The organism is Streptomyces sp. HUAS TT7 (assembly GCF_051550175.1).
Taxonomy (GTDB): Bacteria; Actinomycetota; Actinomycetes; order Streptomycetales; family Streptomycetaceae; genus Streptomyces.
Genome location: NZ_CP196175.1, coordinates 5,034,367 through 5,052,277, shown reverse-complemented (window position 1 = coordinate 5,052,277; position 17,911 = coordinate 5,034,367). Strand labels below are relative to the sequence as shown.

Here is a 17,911-nt window from a genome sequence, read left to right as displayed (position 1 = left end):
GCGCGGCATTCCAGGCGGCACCGCCGAGGGACTACCAATCGACTCGGCGGTGCCGGTGCGTGAGCGCCATCTGACAGGTGGCTCCGCGCGTTTTCGAGCGTAGTAGAGACTTTCTCCGCTCGACGCGTGGAGCCACGAACTTCGTCATGCCCGGTCGCTGTTTGGCGTCTTCGGGCGGGGATCGAGGCTCAATGCGTTCTCTTCCGATCGATGTTGGTGTTGTCCGGCCACAGGTTGATGCCGGTGAAGCGGGCGAGTCGGGCGACGGTGGCCACGTCCGGCCAGGACCGTCCTGCGAGCAGGTCGGCAATGGCCTGCCGGTTCACTCCGGAGCCGGCAGCAGCACGCAAGCTCAGGTTCTGGTCAGCCAGGGCCTGGGCGAGGGTCTGCGCGATATGGCGGACCGCTTCGGCGGCCACATCGGGGCTCGGCTGTTCGGGCCAGGTTTCCGGATCGTCGGTGTGCTCCCTGGGGGAGCGTGCGCGGGTGTGTCCGCCGACCATGCGCGCACCACCTTGTCTGTTGAGGTTGATCAGCTGTGGAATGGCTGCTTGTCCAGCCGGTATGCATGGACTGTGGTCCTTGATCCCGTTACGTCCGCGAAGATCACCCGGTATCGGCCGCGGGCCGCGCAGCCGGCCTGGGAGGAGGTCGCGCCGCTGGTCAGGTCGGTGGTCGCCGCGACCGTGATAGCGGTTCCCTATGACGTGGAGAGGCTGTTGCACGTCACCGGCCGGCTGGCGTTGTGGGCCGAGGCGGCGGGAAGCGAGCGGTCCGTGGACGCGTGGTTGCGCAACGAGGTGATCGACGCGTTTGTTCTCTCGCGGGCCGGGGACATCGAAGCGTCGTCGGTACGGACGTACCGGACGTGGCTGCTGCGGGTGCGGGACGCTCTGGCCTGGAGCGAACGCGGTGAGGCGGCCCCGGCGCGGATGCATGCCGACGCCAGTCCCCACCAGCCCTATACCGAAGGCGAGTTGGAGGGCCTGCGGCACTGGGCCACTCATCTGCCCGGGCAGCAGAAGACCGACGCGCTCGCGCTGCTGGGTCTGGGCGCCGGTCTGGGGCTGACACCGAAGGAGGTGGCAGCCAGCCGGGGCCCGGATCTGCGGCGCCCGAGCGCGGACGGGCCGCTGCTGCACCAAGGGGTCGACCGCCTGGTCCCGCTCGTGGCCCGTGCGGCCTGGGACGCGGTACTGGGCGAGCTGGCCGACCTGGCGGGTGACGGCTACATGTTTCGGCCCAGGCGAACCGTCGAGTACTCCAAGAACCTGATCGGCTCCTGGTCCCTGATCCACCGGCCGCCCCAGGGCCTGCCGGAGTTGTCGGTGGGCCGCCTGCGGGCGACGTGGATCGTCGAGCTGATGCGGGCCCACATCGATCACCACCTGATCGCCCAAGCGGCCGGGCTCGCCTCCGCCGCGTCCCTGGCCCGCTGGCAACACCTGGTCCCTCCCATCGATGACGCCACTGCCGCACGACTCCTGCGCGGACCGGACAGGTGAGCCGGCCCCGGGCCTGGCGGAGTCCGGAGAAGATCAGGAAGTGCCGGCCGCGGCCGGTCACGGATGCACCGTTCGAGATCCCGGACTCGAAGGTCGGCCAGCTCGACGCTCTCCTGCACGGCTCTGGAGCGCTGGAGCTGATCGACACCGAGTTGGCGGGCCGCCCCGGTCCTGACGGGCTGCCGGTGCGGACGGTGCTGGTGGGGCTGCTGCTGTCTCTGCACTACCACCGCAGCGCGAGCCTCGCGGACGTCTGCCGCGTTCTCCTGGACGAGCTGCGGGCCCCTGCCCGGGGCTGGCTGGGGGTTCCGGACCCCGGCTCGCTCGACGATCACGGACGGCACGCGTTCACCCGGCGCATCTACAGGTCCTTCGACCGGCTGACCACTGCCCTGGACCCGTTCCGCTGTGACCGGCGCCGTCGGCTGCCCGCCGATGAGGCAGCGCTCGCTGTTGCGGCCTGGGAGGACACTGATGCCGAACGCATGCGCCGCCGGGCCGTGCTCCAAGAGATCAGCGACCGCCTGGTCCTGACCACGGTGCACCTCGCCCACCGGCGTGGCCTGTTCAAGGGCTGGCGGGGCGACATCGGCGTCGACACCACCCCGGTTCCCGCCTGGCACCACGAGCCCTGCAAACAGCGCGGTCTCGCCTCCGTCGAGATCACGGCTGGCTGGCACTACTGCGCAGGCTCCAGCGAAGGGGTCTTCGGACACTCGGCCACTCTCCTCGTTGCCGCGAGCCGCAGGCACCCAAGCGGCCACTCCCAGGCCGGGAAGCGCGTGAGCCGGCACCCGCAGCTCGTCCTCGGCCTGGTCCTGGACACCCCCGGCAAACGGATCGGGCCGAACACGGTCCACGCTCTCACCAAGCTGGTCCCTCTCGGGTTCCCCGCCGGGATCCTTGCCTCCGACCGGGCCTACACCGACCAGGTCTCCGAGCACTTCGCCCAGCCCGCCCGCCGCCTGGGCTACCAACTCGTCCTCGACTACAAGAAAGTGCACCGAGGCGTCCAGGGCACCCACCAAGGTGCCCTGCTCGTCGATGGTTCCCTCGCCTGCCCCGCCATGCCCACTGCCCTGGCCCAGGCCACCCTCGGCCTCGATGACGAAGCCGTACGCGGTATCGACGACAACACCCGGCTCCGCGAACAGATCGCCGCCCGCGAGCCGTACTTCCTCCGCCTCAAAGAATCCGCGGACAAACGGGGTGCGATCCGGCTCCAGTGCCCCGCCAGCGGACCCTCGCCCAGCGTGGCCTGCCCCCGCTTCAACCAGGTCCACCAGATCCCCGCACCACGGCCGGCCGTCGTCGACCTCACCAACCGGCGGGCCACCACCGCACACACCGCGGCCAAACCCACCATCCCGATCCCCCAAGTCGAACGCTTGCGGCCCCTGCCCACGAAGGAACTGCCGCGGATCTGCCAGAAACCCACGATCACCGTCCGCCCGGGCGACCTCGGCAAGCTCGACAAGTTCCGCCAGGACCGGCACTACCTCCACCCCACCTGGCAGGACGCCTACCAGCCCGAACGAGCGAATATCGAAGGCGCGAACGGGAGGCTCAAGAGCCACGGCATCAACATCGCCGACCCGAGCAAGCGGCTCGCTCACGGGCGCGTCGCGCAGACCGTGCTTCTCGCCTTGATGATCTGCAGCGCCAACCTGCAGATGCTCTTCAGCTGGACCCAGACCACCGGCACCACGGCCAACAGTGGCATCGTCGACGCGATCACGGAGCTTGAGGGAACTGCTCCGGCCTCTACCACCGCGAACGGGCTGCCCCCGCCCCAACCGCCAGTAACGGCCGACACGAGCAGGTGACACCCCAGCACCACACACCGGGCTCAGGCACGTCCAACAGCAGCCCTGGCACCCCTCACGCACCCGAACCACCCCGAAACCCAGGCCGATCCTCCGCCAGACAGCCGATCGAGGCCCCGACCGCATTCGGACATCACCTCGAACACACCCCACAAACGCCGAGATCCCGCCCAGCCTTTCGGCTGAACGGGATCTCGTGACAATCCTTGAGAGGACTCAAGAACAGTCGTGTTGTGGACCTGAGGGGATTCGAACCCCTGACCCCCTCGATGCGAACGAGGTGCGCTACCGGACTGCGCCACAGGCCCTTGCAACGAGTGAAACCTTAGCACCCGGATGGGAGTGCTTGGAAATCCGGTCCTCGCTGGTCAGCGAGAGCGGGGTCATTCGTTGGCGGCGCGGGGGCGGTCCTCGTCCGCGTACTGGTCGAACAGCGGGGTGCGGCGGCGACTTGGGCCGGTGCGCTGCCTCGGGGGCGGGTCGGCGGCGGGCGGGGCCGGGGTGGGGTCGGCGGTCGAGGAGCGGGCCGAGGACCACGTGTCGGGGGCGCCCAGGTCGATGCTGCCGGTGGCACGCGGGGCGACCGGCGCGGTGACGTACGTGGGCAGCGGGACCGGCACCGGCTCCCAGCTGGCGCCGCGTTCGGGGCCGCGCTCGCGCTGCTGGTCGACCCACTCCTGGTGGTCGGTCTGCTCGACCAGGGCGCGCCGGCCGGCCTCCTGCGGGGAGAGGGCCGGGGCGGGCACGGGCTCGGGCACGGGGGCCGGGTGGTGGGACTCCGCTTCGTCGTCGGCCTCGGTGCCCGGCGCCGTGGCCCGGGCGCGCGGCCGGCTCTCGCGCAGCCGCTGGGCCGCGGCCTCGGCGCGGCGCCGGTCCATGGTGAAGGCGAAGCGCCGCCGCTCCTGGATCCGCAGATGCACGATGTACGCGCTCAGCAGGGCGGCCGGGACGGCCGGCGCCCACAGGAATTCGAGTCCGCCGACACCCGCGACGACCGCGCCCAGCGTGAAGGCGAGGAAGAGGACGACGGTGGTACGACGACGCCGGGCGAGCACCGCGCTGCGCTGGGCGCGCCGGGCCCGCTCCGCCGAGGCGAGGTTCGCGGGGCGCTCGCGCCGCGGCTCCGGGGATTCCGGCCGCTCGTGCCGCTCCTGCCGCGCGGGGTGGGCCGCACGGGCCGGGGGCACGGCGAATTCCCGGGCGCCGGTGGACTCCCCCGGGCTGGCGAGGAGTTCCGTCGGGGCGTCCGGAGGGGTCCCGGGTGTCGCCTCGGGCGCTGCCTCCTCGGTGGCCCGCTGGCTCAGCCCCTTGGCGTACCGGCGCTCCATGGCCGACCGTCCGGACAGCAGCCGGATGGCGGTGCTGAAGCGTTCCGTCGGACGGGCCTCGTTGAGCTCGTCCTGCCTGCGGAGCCACATCGGCACCAAGTAGGCGGCCCAGGCCCCGACGATGACTGCGTAAATGAGGCCGCTGCTGCTCACACACCACACCGTAGAGGGGCGGGCGCGCGGGGATACGCCAATTGAGCCGGTGTGTCGCACGATCTGGCTGATATCACCGGCTTTTTTTGTGATTTCTCGGATCGATCGACGGGGGAGAGGGATCGGATCGCGATCAAATTCGAACGTTTATTTCATTTCCCGGTGTTTCCCGTGTTCCCGTGATGCGACTGGCGGGCCCGCCGCCACCGGGCGAGGAGCCCGTCGGGGACCTCCTCCGCGGTGAGCGCGTACACCAGGTGGTCGCGCCATGCGCCGTCGATGTGGAGATAGCGCGGGCGCAGCCCTTCCTCGCGGAAACCGAGCTTTTCCACCACCCGGCGGCTCGGCGCGTTCTCGGGCCGGATGCACACCTCCATGCGGTGCAGCCCGACCGTGCGGAAGCAGTGGTCGGTGGCGAGGGCGACGGCTGTCGGCATCACGCCCCGGCCCGCCACCTCGCGGTCCACCCAGTACCCGACGTGGCCCGAGCACATCGAGCCCCAGGTGATCCCGGCGACCGTCAGCTGGCCCACCAGGCGGCCCTGGTACTCGATGACGAACGGCAGCATGCGGCCCGCGTTGGCCTCGGCGCGCAGATGGCGGACCATCTGACGGTAGGTGGGGCGCTGGGCGAAGGGCGCGCCGGCCGCGGGCGGCGGGATCGTCGCCTCCCAGGGCCGCAGCCAGTCGCGGTTGCGCCGGTTGACCTCGCGCCAGGCCCGTTGGTCGCGCAGCTTTATGGGGCGGAGGACCACATCGCCCTCCGCGAGCTCGACCGGCCAGGAAGGAACGTTCAGCTCGGGCTCCCCGCGGGTCTCTGGTGGTCGCCGCCGCGGATCTGGTCCACGGCGTGCCGCAGGATCCGCTCCAGGACGGCGAGCCCGTCGCGTACGCCGCCGGTGGAGCCCGGCAGGTTGACGATCAGGGTGCGGCCGCCGGCCACTCCGGCCAGGCCCCGCGAGAGGGCGGCGGTGGGGACCTTGGCCAGGCCCTCGGCGCGGATGGCCTCAGGGATGCCGGGCACGTCGTAGTCGATGACCCTGCGGGTGGCGTCGGGGGTGCGGTCGGTGGGCGAGACGCCGGTGCCGCCGGTCGTGACGATCACGTCGTACCCGGCGGCCGCGCCCGCGCGCAGCGCCTGCTCGACCGGGTCGCCGTCGGGCACCACCAGCGGGCCGTCCACCGCGAAGCCGATCGCGGCCAAGCCCTCGGCGAGCAGCGGGCCGCCGGTGTCCGCGTACACCCCGGCGGCCGCCCGGTTGGAGGCGGTGACGACGAGCGCTGCGTACGGAGCCCGAAGCGCCTCCCCGAGCTCTTCGCCGCCCGGGGGGAAGGGCACCGCGGCCTGCGGGCCGGGTCTCGCGGCGGGCTGAGGGGGCGTCATGCTCCGGCCGCCCCGGGCCGGTTCCAGTCGCCGGACTTGCCGCCGGTCTTCTCCTCGACCCGGATGTCGGTGATGACGGCGGCCTTGTCGACCGCCTTGACCATGTCGACGACGGTGAGGGCTGCCACCGACACGGCGGTCAGCGCCTCCATCTCGACGCCGGTGCGGTCGGTGGTCTTCACCGTCGCGAGGATCTCCACCGCGTCGTCGGCCACCGACAGGTCGAGCTTCACGCCCGAGACCGCGAGGGGGTGGCACAGCGGGATGAGGTCGGGGGTGCGCTTGGCGCCCATGATCCCGGCGATGCGGGCGGTGGCCAGGGCGTCGCCCTTGGGGACGCCCTCGCCGCGCAGGAGCTCCACGACACGCGGCGAGACGAGCACGCGGCCGCTCGCGCGGGCGGTGCGTGCGGTGACGTCCTTCTCCGAGACGTCGACCATGCGGGCCGCCCCCGCCTCGTCGATGTGCGTGAGCCTGCCTTGCGTCGTACTCATTCGGTGGCGCTCCCGGTACGGCTTCTGTGGGCAGACACCGTACCCCCACCGACCGGCACTCAGCCGAGCAGGACCACTTCCACCTCGCTGCCGGGCTCCGCCGACGTGGTGTCCTCGGGCAGCACGATCAGGCAGTCGGCCTGCGCGAGCGCCGCGATCAGATGCGATCCGGAGCCGCCGACCGGGCGGACGGTGCCCGCGTCGGCGTCGTAGGCGCCGCGCAGGAACTGGCGCCGGTCCGCGGGCGAGGACAGCGCCTTGTCGGCCTTCAGGACGGCGCGCGCGGTCGGCCGGTGCACGTCGTCGAGGCCCATCAGGGTGCGGATCGCGGGGCGCACGAACAGCTCGAAGGACACGTACGACGACACCGGGTTGCCGGGCAGGGCGAGCAGCGGGGTGTGGTCGGGGCCGATGGAGCCGAAGCCCTGGGGCTTGCCGGGCTGCATCTTCAGCTTGCGGAAGTCGATGCCGCTGCCGGGCTCGTCCTCGTCTCCCACGGGGGACAGCGCCTCCTTGACGACGTCGTACGCGCCGACGCTGACCCCGCCGGTGGTGACCAGGAGGTCGGCGCGGATCAGCTGGTCCTCGATGGTGTCGCGCAGGACGGCCGCGTCGTCGGTGACCGCGCCGACCCGGTAGGAGATGGCGCCCGCGTCCCGGGCGGCGGCCGCCAGCGCGAAGCTGTTGGAGTCGTAGATCTGGCCCTGACCCAACTCCTCGCCGGGCTGGACCAGTTCGCTTCCGGTGGAGAGCACGACCACGCGCGGGCGCGGCCGTACGGTGACGGTGCCGCGGCCGATGGCGGCGAGCAGGCCGATCTGGGGCGGGCCGAGCACGGTGCCCGCCGTCAGGGCGAGGTCGCCCACCTGGACGTCGCTGCCGCGCGCCCGGACGTGGGCGCGGGCCTCGGCCGACCGGTGCACCCGCACCTCGCCGCCGGCCCCTTCGGGCGCGTCTCCCGCCGGGCGCATGGTGGTGGCGGCTCCCTGGCCGGTGCCGCCGTCGGTCCACTCGACGGGGACGACGGCCTCGGCACCGGGCGGCAGCGGGGCGCCGGTCATGATCCGGGCGGCCTGGCCGGGGCCCACGGTGGGCAGTTCACCGCTGCCCGCCGCGACGTCGCCGATGACGGTGAGCACCGCGGGGAACTCCTCGCTGGCGCCCTCGACATCGGCGACCCGCACCGCGTACCCGTCCATCGAGCTGTTGTCGAAGGGCGGCAGGGCGACGGACACCGTGACGTCCTCGACCAGGACGCAGCCCTGGGCGTCCGGCAGTTGCAGCTCGATCGGTTCGAGCGGCCTGACCGCGGCGAGGATGTCGTCCAGGTGCTCGTCCACCGACCAGATCGTGTTGCTCACGGGTGCCTACATCTCCTCGGTGACGTACCGGCGAAGCCAGGCCTTGAAGTCCGGGCCCAGGTCTTCACGTTCGCACGCCAGTCTGACAATGGCTCGCAGATAGTCTCCGCGATCGCCGGTGTCATAGCGACGGCCCTTGAAGACGACGCCGTGCACGGGGCCGCCGATCGACTCGTCGGCGGCCATCTGCTGGAGGGCGTCGGTGAGCTGGATCTCGCCGCCGCGGCCCGGCCCGGTGCGGCGCAGCACGCCGAAGACGGCCGGGTCCAGGACGTAGCGGCCGATGACGGCGAGGTTGGACGGCGCCTCGGCCGCCTCGGGCTTCTCGACGAGCCCGGTGACCCGTACGACGTCGCTCTCGGCGGTGGTTTCGACGGCCGCGCAGCCATAGAGGTGGATCTGTTCGGGATCGACCTCCATGAGCGCGATCACGCTGCCGCCCTCGTGCTCCTGGATCTCCACCATCCGCGAAAGCAGCTGGTCGCGGGCGTCGATCAGGTCGTCGCCGAGGAGCACCGCGAAGGGCTGGCTGCCCACGTGCGGGGCCGCGCACAGCACCGCGTGGCCAAGACCGCGCGGGTCCCCCTGGCGTACGTAGTGGATGGTCGCCAGGTCGCTGGACTCCTGCACCTTGGCGAGCCGGTCCGCGTCGCCCTTGCGGGTCAGCGCCGACTCCAGCTCGTAGTTCCGGTCGAAGTGGTCCTCCAGAGGACGCTTGTTGCGGCCGGTCACCATCAGGACGTCCGACAGGCCCGCCGCCACCGCCTCCTCCACCACGTACTGAATGGCCGGCTTGTCCACCACCGGCAGCATTTCCTTCGGGGTGGCCTTGGTTGCCGGAAGGAACCGGGTACCGAGCCCGGCCGCGGGGATGACAGCCTTGGTGATCCGTGGGGGCGACTGAGTCATGCGGGGCACCCTATCCGCTGCGTATGTGCGGAAGATGATCCGTCGGTGAATTCGCTCTCTTACCCGCGCATTTGAGGGGATTGCAGAAACACCGTGAGTGATCACATGTCCGAAAAGGCCCTCTTGCGCCGCAGCCTTCTCGATGCCAGGAAGCAGCTGAGCGACGACGAACTGCTCACCGCCTCCCTGGCGCTGGCCGACCGGGCCCTGGCCCTGCCCGAACTCGCGGCGGCCACCACGGTGGCCGCGTACATCTCGGTGGGCCGCGAACCGGGCACCCGCGCCCTCGTCCACGCACTGTACGCCCGCGGCGTACGAGTGCTGCTTCCGGTGCTGCTCGCGGACAACGACCTGGACTGGGCGCCCTACGCCGGGCCCGAGCACCTCGTGCCGGCCGGGCGCGGGCTGCTCGAACCGGACGGCGAACGCCTCGGCCCGAACGCGGTGACGGCCGCGGACGCCGTGCTGCTGCCCGGCCTCGCCGTGGACGCGCGCGGGATGCGGCTCGGCCGGGGCGGCGGCTCCTACGACCGGGTCCTCGCCCGTATCGAGGCATCCGGTCACGCGCCCGCCCTGGTGGTGCTCCTCTACGCGAACGAGGTGGTCGCGCGGGTCCCGGAGGAACCGCACGACCACCCCGTGCAGGCTGTCGTCACCCCTCGCGGGGTGACGCGCTTCAGCGCCTGAAGGCCCGTATCGCGAGGCCCGTACTACGGCGTGAGCTTCAGCGTGTCCACGGTTGACCCGTCGACCGCCTTGCCGCTGAACGACCAGTCCAGGAGCTCGCCCTTGGCCCACTTCTCGGTCTGGTCCGAGTAGTGCGCGCTGTAGGCGTGGCCCGAGGCGCCGGTGAGGTTGATCCACTTGGACTTGTCGAAGTCCTTGAGGTTGACGACCATCCGCATCGAGGGGACCCAGGTGACGCCGTAGTCGCCGCTCGCCGCGTTCCAGCCGGTGGCGTTGACCGCGGCCTCGCCGCCGCCCAGGTTCCACGGGCCCCGGTTGAGGACCCACTGCAGGAAGCCCGGGCCCTCCTTGCCGAGGGTCTGGTTCTTCAGGATCATCTGGTGGAGCCGGCCCCAGCTCCAGGTCGTGGTGTCCTTGCCGAGCTTGGCGGTCAGCTCCCAGCGGGCGTCCTTCATGGCCCGGGCGAGCAGCTGGTCGCGGGTCGTGGTGGCTTTGTCCAGACGGGTCGCGGGCGACTGCCACCAGGTGTTGTTCTGGTCGTTGAAGATCTTCCGGACAACCTCGGACCAGCGGTCGCCGCCGTCGGGCTGCGTCGAGTCGCCCTCGCGCTCGCCGCACTCCTGGACCTTCTGGTTGGGGTCGTCGACCGGACCGGTGCCGGCCGGCGGAGTCACGTACAGGCACTCGCCCTTGGGGCGCAGCTCCTTGGGCAGCTTGTTGCCGAACGCCAGCTTCAGGACGTTGCGCCACACCGAGTTGAAGTAGGCGGCGGCCGCCGAGTCGTTCTCCTGGGTGTAGTCCCAGCCTTCGAGGAGCTTCTGCGCCTCGCGGACGGACGGGTCGGACACGTTGATCTTCAGCAGGGCGGGCGTCAGCAGCGCGGCGATCTCGCTGCTGTTGTCCATCTGCATCTTCTGCATGTCCTCGGTGGAGATCTTCCCGCCGCCCTTGGTCTTCGACTCGATGAGGTCGTTGATCCGCTGGCTGCGGGTGCCGTAGCCCCAGTCCTTGGTGATCAGGTACGGGTACTTCTTGTCGTCGATCACGGCCTGGTTGGCGGTGACGATGAAGCCGCGCTTGGGGTCGTACTCGTAGGGCAGCGCGTCGAAGGGGATGTAGCCCTTCCACGCGGTCTTCGACTCCCAGCCCGCGGCGGGCACGGTGCCGTCGACACCGGCCGCGCGGACCGGGATCTTCCCCGGCGCCTGGTAGCCGATGTGGCCCTTGGTGTCGGCGTAGATCAGGTTCTGGGAGGGGACCTCGAAGTCCTTGGCGGCGGCCCGGAAGGACTTGAAGTCGGTGGCGCGGTTCAGCGCGAACACCGCGTCCATGGACTTGCCGGGCTCAAGGGCCGTCCACTTCAGGGAGACCGCGTAGCCGGTGCCCCGGTCGGGGGCGGCGGAGTTGACGGGCGCCTTCTGGCCGACCTTCTCCAGCTCGTCGTCGCGGTCGGAGACCAGGGGGCCGTTGTTGGTCTCGCGGATCGTGATGGTCTTGCTGGCGCCGCCGGCCACCTTGATGACCTCCTCGCGCGTGGCGAGCGGCTTCTCCTGGTTGTCGTAGAGGTAGCTGGAGCCGTTGATCTTCTCCAGGTACAGGTCGGTCACATCGGCGCCGAGGTTGGTGAAGCCCCAGGAGACGTCCTGGTTGTGGCCGATGACCACGCCCGGCATGCCGGAGAAGGTGTAGCCCGCGACGTCGTAGCCGCACTTGCTGGAGACGGACCGGCAGTGCAGGCCCATCTGGTACCAGAGCGAGGGCATCATCGGCGCCAGGTGCGGGTCGTTGGCGAGCAGCGGCATGCCGGTCGTCGTGTACTTGCCGGACACCACCCAGGAGTTGGAGCCGATGCCGCTGCCGTTGGGGCCGAGCAGCGCCGGGATCTTGTCCAGGGTGTCGGAGAGCGACGACAGCTGGCTCTGCATGCCCTGGAGCGCGTCCTGGGCGGTCCCCGAGGTCCCGTCCGAGCTCGTCGCGGGGCGCTGGGGGTCGAACTTCCCGGTGGCCTTGTTGTACGAGCCCTCGTCGACGATGGGGCGGTGGGTGGCGGACGGGTACGCCGGGTACAGGTCGTTGATCTGCTTCGGGCTGAGCCTGCTGGTCATCAGGGACCGGTCGATCTCGTCCTGCATGTTGCCGCGCAGGTCCCAGGCCATCGCCTTGAGCCAGGCCACCGAGTCGACCGGCGACCAAGCCTCGGGCGTGTAGTCGTTGGTGAAGCCGAGGGCCGCGTACTCGACGGAGATGTCCTTGCCGTCCTTGCCCTTCAGATACGCGTTCACCCCGGCCGCGTACGCCTGGAGGTACTGCTTGGTGGCGGGCGACAGCTTGGTGTCGTACTCCTGCTGCGCGACCTTGCGCCAGCCCAGGGTGCGCAGGAAGGCGTCGGTGTCGACCTGGCCGCTGCCGAACATCTCCGAGAGCCGGCCCGACGTCATGTGGCGCCGGACGTCCATCTCATAGAACCGGTCCTGCGCCTGGACGTAGCCCTGCGCCATGAACAGGTCGGCGTCGCTGTCGGCGTAGATCTGCGGGACGCCGTAGTCGTCGCGCTTGACCTCGACCTGGCCGGCCAGGCCCGGGAGCTTGATGGTGCCGGTGGTCTGCGGGAACGAGGCGCGCACGGTACTCACCGACCAGTACGCGCCGTAGGCGACGCCCGCGACCAGCGCCAGCACCAGGACGAGGACGAACAGCCTCAGGCGGCGTCCCCTCTTCCTGCTCGTCTTGCCGGCCGTCGTACCGGCGGAAGGGGCGGTTGTGGTGGCGGGCATCGCTGTCCTTCGAGGGGCAGGGTGGTCCAGGAGTGCTGGGAGCAACCATAGGCGCAGCCGCTGACAGCCCCCGACGCGGTGTCTGGGTTCACGCACCGGGGCGCCACATACAGGAGCCCTCGCGTAAAGAAAGCGTCAAAGATTAGGTAAGGTAACGAAGTACCTTGAGTGACGGAACGTTTCACCAGGTGCGCCCCAGGAGTCCCCGGATGCGCACCGGTCACTTGGGGATGCACGATTTTCATGGGGTGCCTGGCGGCGCCTGAGGGGAAGGATCGGCCACTGACTGTCCACCAGCTCAACGAACTCCTGCTCATCTGCTCGCTCGTCCTGCTCATCGCCGTCGCTGCGGTGCGCATCTCCTCCCGCAGCGGGCTCCCCAGCCTGCTCCTGTATCTCGGCATCGGGATCGCGATCGGGCAGGACGGCATCTTCCACGTCAAGTTCAGCGATGCGGAACTGACGCAGGTGATCGGCTATGCCGCACTGGTGGTGATCCTGGCCGAGGGCGGTCTGGGCACCAAGTGGAAGGAGATCAGACCGGCGTTGCCGGCGGCCGTCGTGCTGTCGCTCGTCGGCGTCGCGGTGAGCGTGGGAGTCACGGCGGCGGGTGCGCACTACCTGGTGGGCCTGGAGTGGCGGCAGGCACTGATCATCGGCGCGGTGGTGTCGTCCACGGACGCCGCGGCCGTCTTCTCGGTCCTGCGCAAGGTGCCCCTGCCGTCGCGCGTCACCGGCGTCCTGGAGGCCGAGTCCGGCTTCAACGACGCCCCCGTGGTGATCCTGGTCGTCGCCTTCTCCACGCCCGGACCGGTCGACTCCTGGTACCTGCTGGTCGGGAAGATAGCCCTGGAGCTCGCGATAGGCGCCTCGATCGGGCTCGCGGTGGGCTGGCTCGGATCGTACGGACTGCGCCATGTGGCGCTGCCCGCCTCCGGCCTCTACCCGATCGCGGTGATGGCGATCGCCGTGACCGCCTACGCGGCCGGCGCCATGGCCCACGGCTCCGGCTTCCTCGCGGTCTACCTCGCCTCCATGGTGCTCGGCAACGCCAAGCTGCCCCACTGGCCCGCCACCCGCGGCTTCGCGGACGGGCTCGGCTGGATCGCCCAGATCGGCATGTTCGTCCTGCTCGGCCTGCTGGTCACCCCGCACAACCTGGGCGCCGACTTCTGGCCCGCCGTGATCATCGGCCTCGTTCTGACGATGGTGGCGCGGCCCCTGGAAGTGCTGCTCAGCCTGCTGCCGTTCAGGATGCCGTGGCAGGAGAAGGCCCTGATGTCGTGGGCGGGCCTGCGCGGCGCCGTGCCCATCATTCTCGCCACCATCCCCATGGTCTCGGGGATCGACGGCAGCGAGAAGGTCTTCAACATCGTCTTCATCCTGGTCGTCGTCTACACCCTGATCCAGGGTCCGACGCTGCCGTGGCTGGCCCGCAAGCTCCAGCTGTCCGACGCCGACGAGGCCGCCGACCTGGGCGTGGAGTCGGCTCCCCTGGAGCGGCTGCGCGGCCATCTGCTCTCCGTGGCGATCCCGCCGAAGTCGAAGATGCACGGCGTCGAGGTGCACGAGCTGAGGCTGCCGCCGGGCGCCGCCGTCACCCTGGTCGTACGCGACGGCAAGAGCTTCGTGCCGGGGCCGACCACCGTGCTGCGGCACGGCGACGAGCTCCTGGTGGTCGCCACCGATCCGGTACGGGACGCGGCCGAGAACCGGCTGCGGGCGGTCGGCCAGGGCGGCAAGCTCGCCGGCTGGCTGGGCACCGGAGGCGCAGCGAGCGAGCCTCCCAAGAAGGCGAAGCCCAGGCGAACGGCTCATTAAGCCGCGTGGCGCCCCGTTAAGCCGCATGTCGGCCGCATAAACACAGGCCGAAACTTGGCACTCCGTGCGGATTCGTAGGCACGGAGTGCCAAAGCTCTGTATCATGAAGGCACACCACTGATCGACCAACTCTGCCTGACGCAGAGCTGGCGCGACCGTATGGCGGTCGGGAGCCCCCGCAGTAGCCCCCGGCATCTACCGCAGTTCCGCGCAAGAGGACAGCTCTCGGCAACGCCCGCACCCACAGATCTGTGCATGGGGCGCGCTACCAGGCGGCAGAAAGGCAAGGGGCCGTGGCATCCACGGTCACTTCTGACAAGCGGCCCGGTTACGGGCAGCTTCTGCGCACACCTGGCGCACTGTCCTTCCTCCTGCCCGGCTTCGCCGCCCGGCAGCCCTTCGCGATGCTCACCATCGGCATCCTGCTGCTCGTCCAGCACACCACCGGCTCCTACGGGGGCGCGGGCGCGGTTGCGGCCTTCACCGGCGTCTCCATGGCGCTGTTCGCCCCGCAGAGCGGAAAGCTCGCGGACCGCTTCGGACAGCGCGCCGTCCTGGTGCCCGGCGTCCTGGTCCACGCGGCCTCCGTGTCCGCGCTGACCGCCCTCGCGCTGGCCGGTGCGCCCCTGTGGGCGCTGTTCATCGCGGCCGTGCCCACCGGCGCCTCGGTCCCGCAGGTCGGCCCCATGGTGCGGGCCCGCTGGGCCAACAAGCTCGACGGCTCGCCCCTGATGGCGACCGCCGCCGCCTTCGAGTCGGTGACCGACGAGTTCACCTTCGTCATCGGCCCGGTCCTGGCGACCGCCCTGTGCACCAGCGTGCACCCGGCCGCAGGCCTCATCGCCGAGGCGTCGCTGACCCTCGTCGGCGGCCTCCTGTTCGCGGCCCGGCGCGGCACCCAGCCGCCGGTACGCAGCGCCGCCGAGCACGAGGCGGCCGAGCACACCTCCGCGCTGTCCATCCCGGGCGTACGCGTCCTGGCGATGGCCTTCCTCGGCATCGGCGCGGTCTTCGGCGGCATGCAGGTTTCGCTGACCGCATTCGCGGAAGAGATCGGCAACCCGGGCATCAACGGCGTCCTCTACGGCATTTTCGCCGCCGGAAACATGCTGGCGGGCATCGCCTGCGGCGCCATCGCCTGGAAGTCCGCGCCCCGCACCCGGCTGATCGCCGGCTACGCGGCGCTCACCCTGGCGGCCTCCGGACTGTGGGCGGCGCACTCCGCGCTGCTGCTCGGCGGCCTCGGCCTGATCGTCGGCCTGTGCATCGCGCCGGCCCTGATCACCGGCTACACCCTGGTCGAGACGCTGGTCCCGGCGACCTCGCGCACCGAGGCGTTCACCTGGCTGACCGGCGCGGTCGCGCTGGGCCAGGCCGCCGCCGTCACGGTCGCCGGACGGCTGACCGACGCCCACGGTTCGACCGCCGGGTTCCTGGTGCCGATGGGGGGCACGGCGCTGGCCCTGGTCACGCTGCTCGCGCTCCGCTCCCGGCTCTCCCCGCGCCCGGCGGCACGTACCGTGGCGCGTGGCGTCGGTCACCGTGTCCCCGTCACGGTGGACTGATCCCGGGGAATACGTCACTATGGACCGTCGTTAGCACTCAATGAGTGAGAGTGCCAGGAGGAAGACAAGTGCCGACCTACCAGTACCAGTGCACCGAGTGCGGCGAGGGCCTCGAGGCGGTGCAGAAGTTCACCGATGACGCCCTGACCGTGTGCCCGAACTGCGACGGACGCCTGAAGAAGGTGTTCTCGGCGGTCGGCATCGTCTTCAAGGGCTCCGGCTTCTACCGCAACGACAGCCGTGGCGCGTCGTCGAGCAGTTCGCCCGCGTCCGCGTCGAAGACGTCGTCGGGCTCGTCCGGCTCGGACTCCAAGCCGGCCGCGTCGACGTCGAGCTCCGGCTCGTCCGCGTCGAGTTCCGGCACGGCCGCCTGACCCAGCCTCGTACAGAACCCCCGCCGTCTACGGCGGGGGTTCCGTCGTTTGCGCCCACGGTTAGTGTGACCGGCATGGTTAACGCAGAGATCGGCGTCATCGGCGGCTCGGGGTTCTACTCGTTCCTGGAGGACGTCACCGAGGTCCAGGTGGACACTCCCTACGGCTCCCCCAGCGACTCCCTCCTCCTCGGCGAGATCGCCGGCCGGAAGGTGGCCTTCCTGCCCCGCCACGGCCGCGGCCACCACCTGCCCCCGCACCGCATCAACTACCGCGCCAACCTGTGGGCGCTGCGTTCGCTCGGGGTACGCCAGGTGCTCGGGCCGTGCGCGGTGGGCGGCCTGCGCGAGGAGTACGGGCCGGGCACGCTGCTCGTACCGGACCAGCTGGTGGACCGTACGAAGGCGCGCACCCAGACCTTCTTCGACGGTCTTCCGCTGCCCGACGGCACGGTTCCAAACGTCGTGCACACCACGTTCGCCGACCCGTACTGCCCCAGCGGCCGCAAGGCGGCCCTGGGCGCGGCCGACGGGCGCGGCTGGCAGGCCGTGGACGGCGGCACCATGGTCGTCGTCGAGGGCCCCCGCTTCTCGACCCGCGCCGAATCGAAGTGGCATGCGTCGATGGGCTGGTCGGTGGTCGGCATGACCGGACACCCCGAGGCCTATCTCGCCCGCGAACTGGAGCTCTGCTACACCTCGTTGTCCCTGGTGACCGACCTGGACGCGGGCGCCGAGACCGGCGAGGGCGTCTCTCACGCGGAGGTCCTGCGGGTGTTCGGCGAGAACGTGGCGCGCCTGCGCGGGGTGCTCTTCGACGCGGTCGCGGCCCTTCCGGCAACCGAGGACCGCGACTGCCTGTGCATGCATGCGCATGACGGCTGGGACCTGGGGATCGAGCTGCCGTAAGCGGACGCGGCCCGGCGCCGGGCGGGCCGGGCCCGGGCTGCCGCTGAACGGGCTGCGGGTCTGCCGCTGAACGGGATGTGAGCCTGAACTCCCCTTTCGGGTGAGCGAGTTGTCCACAGGCGGGCGGCGGTCCACAGGCCCCGGCGGACTTCCGCGGGGCAGGGGATCGTGAGGAGCGTCCGAGCAGCACAGGCTCCTCACGATCGGCAGTGATCACCATGTCCGCAGGCTCCGTCACACCCGCCTCGCCCACCCCCCGCCCGCTCCCCCACCTGCCCCCCGTGCCCGCGCCCGAGCCCGGCGGGGTGCCGTTCTTCCCGCCGCTGCGGGTGCGCGGCACAAAGCACGGGCTGCGGCGCGCGATGCGCAGGCGACGGCGCGCCATGGCCGCCGGGCTGGCCGTCACGGCGGCGGCCCTCGCCGTCTCCAGCCCGCAGGCGGCCGAGCGTACGCATCCGCCCGCAGCCCCCGCGCCACGCGAGCGCGGGCCGGCGCGGCCGGCCGCGCTGGTGTCGGCGCCGGTACGGATCGCGGACGCCGAGACCGTACGGCTGCTGAAGCCCGGCGACCGGGTCGATGTGATCGCGTCCCCCAACTCACCCTCCACAGGCGGCGATCAGGCCCGTGTGGTGGCAACGGGCGCCCGGGTCACGGAAGTTCCGGGAGCACGCTCGACGTCCTCGGACGCCGGAGCGCTCGTCGTCCTCGCCGTGCCGCGCGAGGCTGCCAGGGCACTGGTCGGCGCGGGGACGACGTCCCGGCTGGCGGTGACGCTGTGCTGATTCGCACAGGAGAACGGTCAAGTCCCCCATTCGCATACAT

General features: G+C 70.9%; 16 protein-coding genes and 1 tRNA gene. 8 read left to right on the top strand and 9 right to left on the bottom strand.

Annotated features, from left to right (window positions below):
• Positions 1 to 188: 188 nt before the first annotated feature.
• Complete coding sequence (locus tag ACSHXC_RS22905; protein ID WP_438293385.1) at positions 189 to 503, bottom strand: helix-turn-helix domain-containing protein; 315 nt, start codon at positions 501 to 503, stop codon at positions 189 to 191.
• A 72-nt stretch (positions 504 to 575) separates the two neighbouring features.
• Here ACSHXC_RS22905 and ACSHXC_RS22900 point away from each other — a divergent pair, with 72 nt between their 5' ends.
• Complete coding sequence (locus ACSHXC_RS22900) at positions 576 to 1,505, top strand: hypothetical protein (RefSeq protein ID WP_438293384.1); 930 nt, start codon at positions 576 to 578, stop codon at positions 1,503 to 1,505.
• Entirely contained in the window at positions 1,502 to 3,331 is a 1,830-nt protein-coding gene (locus ACSHXC_RS22895; RefSeq protein WP_438293383.1) for a hypothetical protein, read from the top strand. Before ACSHXC_RS22900 ends, ACSHXC_RS22895 begins: the two co-directional genes overlap by 4 nt.
• A gap of 234 nt (positions 3,332 to 3,565) precedes the next feature.
• On the opposite strand, the gene ACSHXC_RS22890 is transcribed toward ACSHXC_RS22895, so the two are convergent.
• The 7 genes from ACSHXC_RS22890 to galU all read right to left on the bottom strand — a co-directional run bounded on the left by ACSHXC_RS22890 (position 3,566) and on the right by galU (position 8,960).
• Positions 3,566 to 3,639: transfer RNA gene (locus ACSHXC_RS22890), tRNA-Ala, on the bottom strand.
• Between the two features lie 75 nt (positions 3,640 to 3,714).
• Positions 3,715 to 4,812, bottom strand: a complete 1,098-nt coding sequence (gene sepX / locus ACSHXC_RS22885; RefSeq protein ID WP_438293382.1) for a divisome protein SepX/GlpR — start codon at positions 4,810 to 4,812, stop codon at positions 3,715 to 3,717.
• Between the two features lie 152 nt (positions 4,813 to 4,964).
• Entirely contained in the window at positions 4,965 to 5,609 is a 645-nt protein-coding gene (locus ACSHXC_RS22880; RefSeq protein WP_189961882.1) for a GNAT family N-acetyltransferase, read from the bottom strand.
• Positions 5,606 to 6,196, bottom strand: a complete 591-nt coding sequence (locus ACSHXC_RS22875) for a MogA/MoaB family molybdenum cofactor biosynthesis protein (RefSeq protein WP_438293381.1) — start codon at positions 6,194 to 6,196, stop codon at positions 5,606 to 5,608. Before ACSHXC_RS22875 ends, ACSHXC_RS22880 begins: the two co-directional genes overlap by 4 nt.
• Complete coding sequence (gene moaC, locus ACSHXC_RS22870) at positions 6,193 to 6,690, bottom strand: cyclic pyranopterin monophosphate synthase MoaC (RefSeq protein WP_386110961.1); 498 nt, start codon at positions 6,688 to 6,690, stop codon at positions 6,193 to 6,195. The genes ACSHXC_RS22875 and moaC overlap by 4 nt, the downstream gene beginning before the upstream one ends.
• Positions 6,691 to 6,749: 59 nt before the next feature.
• Positions 6,750 to 8,051 (bottom strand): molybdotransferase-like divisome protein Glp, encoded by a 1,302-nt coding sequence (glp, locus tag ACSHXC_RS22865; protein WP_438293380.1) that lies wholly within the window; start codon positions 8,049 to 8,051, stop codon positions 6,750 to 6,752.
• A gap of 6 nt (positions 8,052 to 8,057) precedes the next feature.
• Positions 8,058 to 8,960 (bottom strand): UTP--glucose-1-phosphate uridylyltransferase GalU, encoded by a 903-nt coding sequence (gene galU, locus ACSHXC_RS22860; protein ID WP_438293379.1) that lies wholly within the window; start codon positions 8,958 to 8,960, stop codon positions 8,058 to 8,060.
• Positions 8,961 to 9,065: 105 nt separating this feature from the next.
• Here galU and ACSHXC_RS22855 point away from each other — a divergent pair, with 105 nt between their 5' ends.
• Positions 9,066 to 9,647 carry a 5-formyltetrahydrofolate cyclo-ligase gene (locus tag ACSHXC_RS22855; protein WP_438293378.1) on the top strand — a complete coding sequence of 194 codons (582 nt, stop codon included), beginning with the start codon at positions 9,066 to 9,068 and terminating at the stop codon, positions 9,645 to 9,647.
• 23 nt (positions 9,648 to 9,670) lie between these two features.
• On the opposite strand, the gene ACSHXC_RS22850 is transcribed toward ACSHXC_RS22855, so the two are convergent.
• Complete coding sequence (locus ACSHXC_RS22850; protein WP_438293377.1) at positions 9,671 to 12,421, bottom strand: penicillin acylase family protein; 2,751 nt, start codon at positions 12,419 to 12,421, stop codon at positions 9,671 to 9,673.
• A gap of 243 nt (positions 12,422 to 12,664) precedes the next feature.
• On the opposite strand from ACSHXC_RS22850, the gene ACSHXC_RS22845 reads away from it, so the two are divergent.
• From ACSHXC_RS22845 to ACSHXC_RS22825, 5 genes are all read left to right on the top strand, one after another.
• The gene (locus tag ACSHXC_RS22845) at positions 12,665 to 14,242 is read left to right on the top strand and encodes a potassium/proton antiporter (protein WP_438293376.1); all 1,578 of its coding nucleotides are present in this window, start codon (positions 12,665 to 12,667) and stop codon (positions 14,240 to 14,242) included.
• A gap of 293 nt (positions 14,243 to 14,535) precedes the next feature.
• On the top strand, positions 14,536 to 15,807 hold the full coding sequence (locus ACSHXC_RS22840) for an MFS transporter (protein WP_438293375.1): 1,272 nt from the start codon (positions 14,536 to 14,538) through the stop codon (positions 15,805 to 15,807).
• Between the two features lie 68 nt (positions 15,808 to 15,875).
• On the top strand, positions 15,876 to 16,181 hold the full coding sequence (locus ACSHXC_RS22835) for an FmdB family zinc ribbon protein (RefSeq protein WP_438293374.1): 306 nt from the start codon (positions 15,876 to 15,878) through the stop codon (positions 16,179 to 16,181).
• A 74-nt stretch (positions 16,182 to 16,255) separates the two neighbouring features.
• Positions 16,256 to 17,089, top strand: coding sequence for an S-methyl-5'-thioadenosine phosphorylase (locus ACSHXC_RS22830; RefSeq protein ID WP_438293373.1), 834 nt, complete (start codon positions 16,256 to 16,258; stop codon positions 17,087 to 17,089).
• 218 nt (positions 17,090 to 17,307) lie between these two features.
• On the top strand, positions 17,308 to 17,871 hold the full coding sequence (locus ACSHXC_RS22825; RefSeq protein ID WP_438293372.1) for an RcpC/CpaB family pilus assembly protein: 564 nt from the start codon (positions 17,308 to 17,310) through the stop codon (positions 17,869 to 17,871).
• Positions 17,872 to 17,911: the final 40 nt, after the last annotated feature.

Coding starts and splice junctions, on each gene's coding strand:
- ACSHXC_RS22850 (WP_438293377.1), bottom strand. CDS start 12,421: ATGCCCGCCACCACAACCGCCCCTTCCGCCGGTACGACGGCCGGCAAG.
- ACSHXC_RS22855 (WP_438293378.1), top strand. CDS start 9,066: ATGTCCGAAAAGGCCCTCTTGCGCCGCAGCCTTCTCGATGCCAGGAAG.
- ACSHXC_RS22825 (WP_438293372.1), top strand. CDS start 17,308: ATGTCCGCAGGCTCCGTCACACCCGCCTCGCCCACCCCCCGCCCGCTC.
- ACSHXC_RS22845 (WP_438293376.1), top strand. CDS start 12,665: ATGGGGTGCCTGGCGGCGCCTGAGGGGAAGGATCGGCCACTGACTGTC.
- ACSHXC_RS22905 (WP_438293385.1), bottom strand. CDS start 503: ATGGTCGGCGGACACACCCGCGCACGCTCCCCCAGGGAGCACACCGAC.
- ACSHXC_RS22830 (WP_438293373.1), top strand. CDS start 16,256: ATGGTTAACGCAGAGATCGGCGTCATCGGCGGCTCGGGGTTCTACTCG.
- moaC (WP_386110961.1), bottom strand. CDS start 6,690: ATGAGTACGACGCAAGGCAGGCTCACGCACATCGACGAGGCGGGGGCG.
- galU (WP_438293379.1), bottom strand. CDS start 8,960: ATGACTCAGTCGCCCCCACGGATCACCAAGGCTGTCATCCCCGCGGCC.
- ACSHXC_RS22875 (WP_438293381.1), bottom strand. CDS start 6,196: ATGACGCCCCCTCAGCCCGCCGCGAGACCCGGCCCGCAGGCCGCGGTG.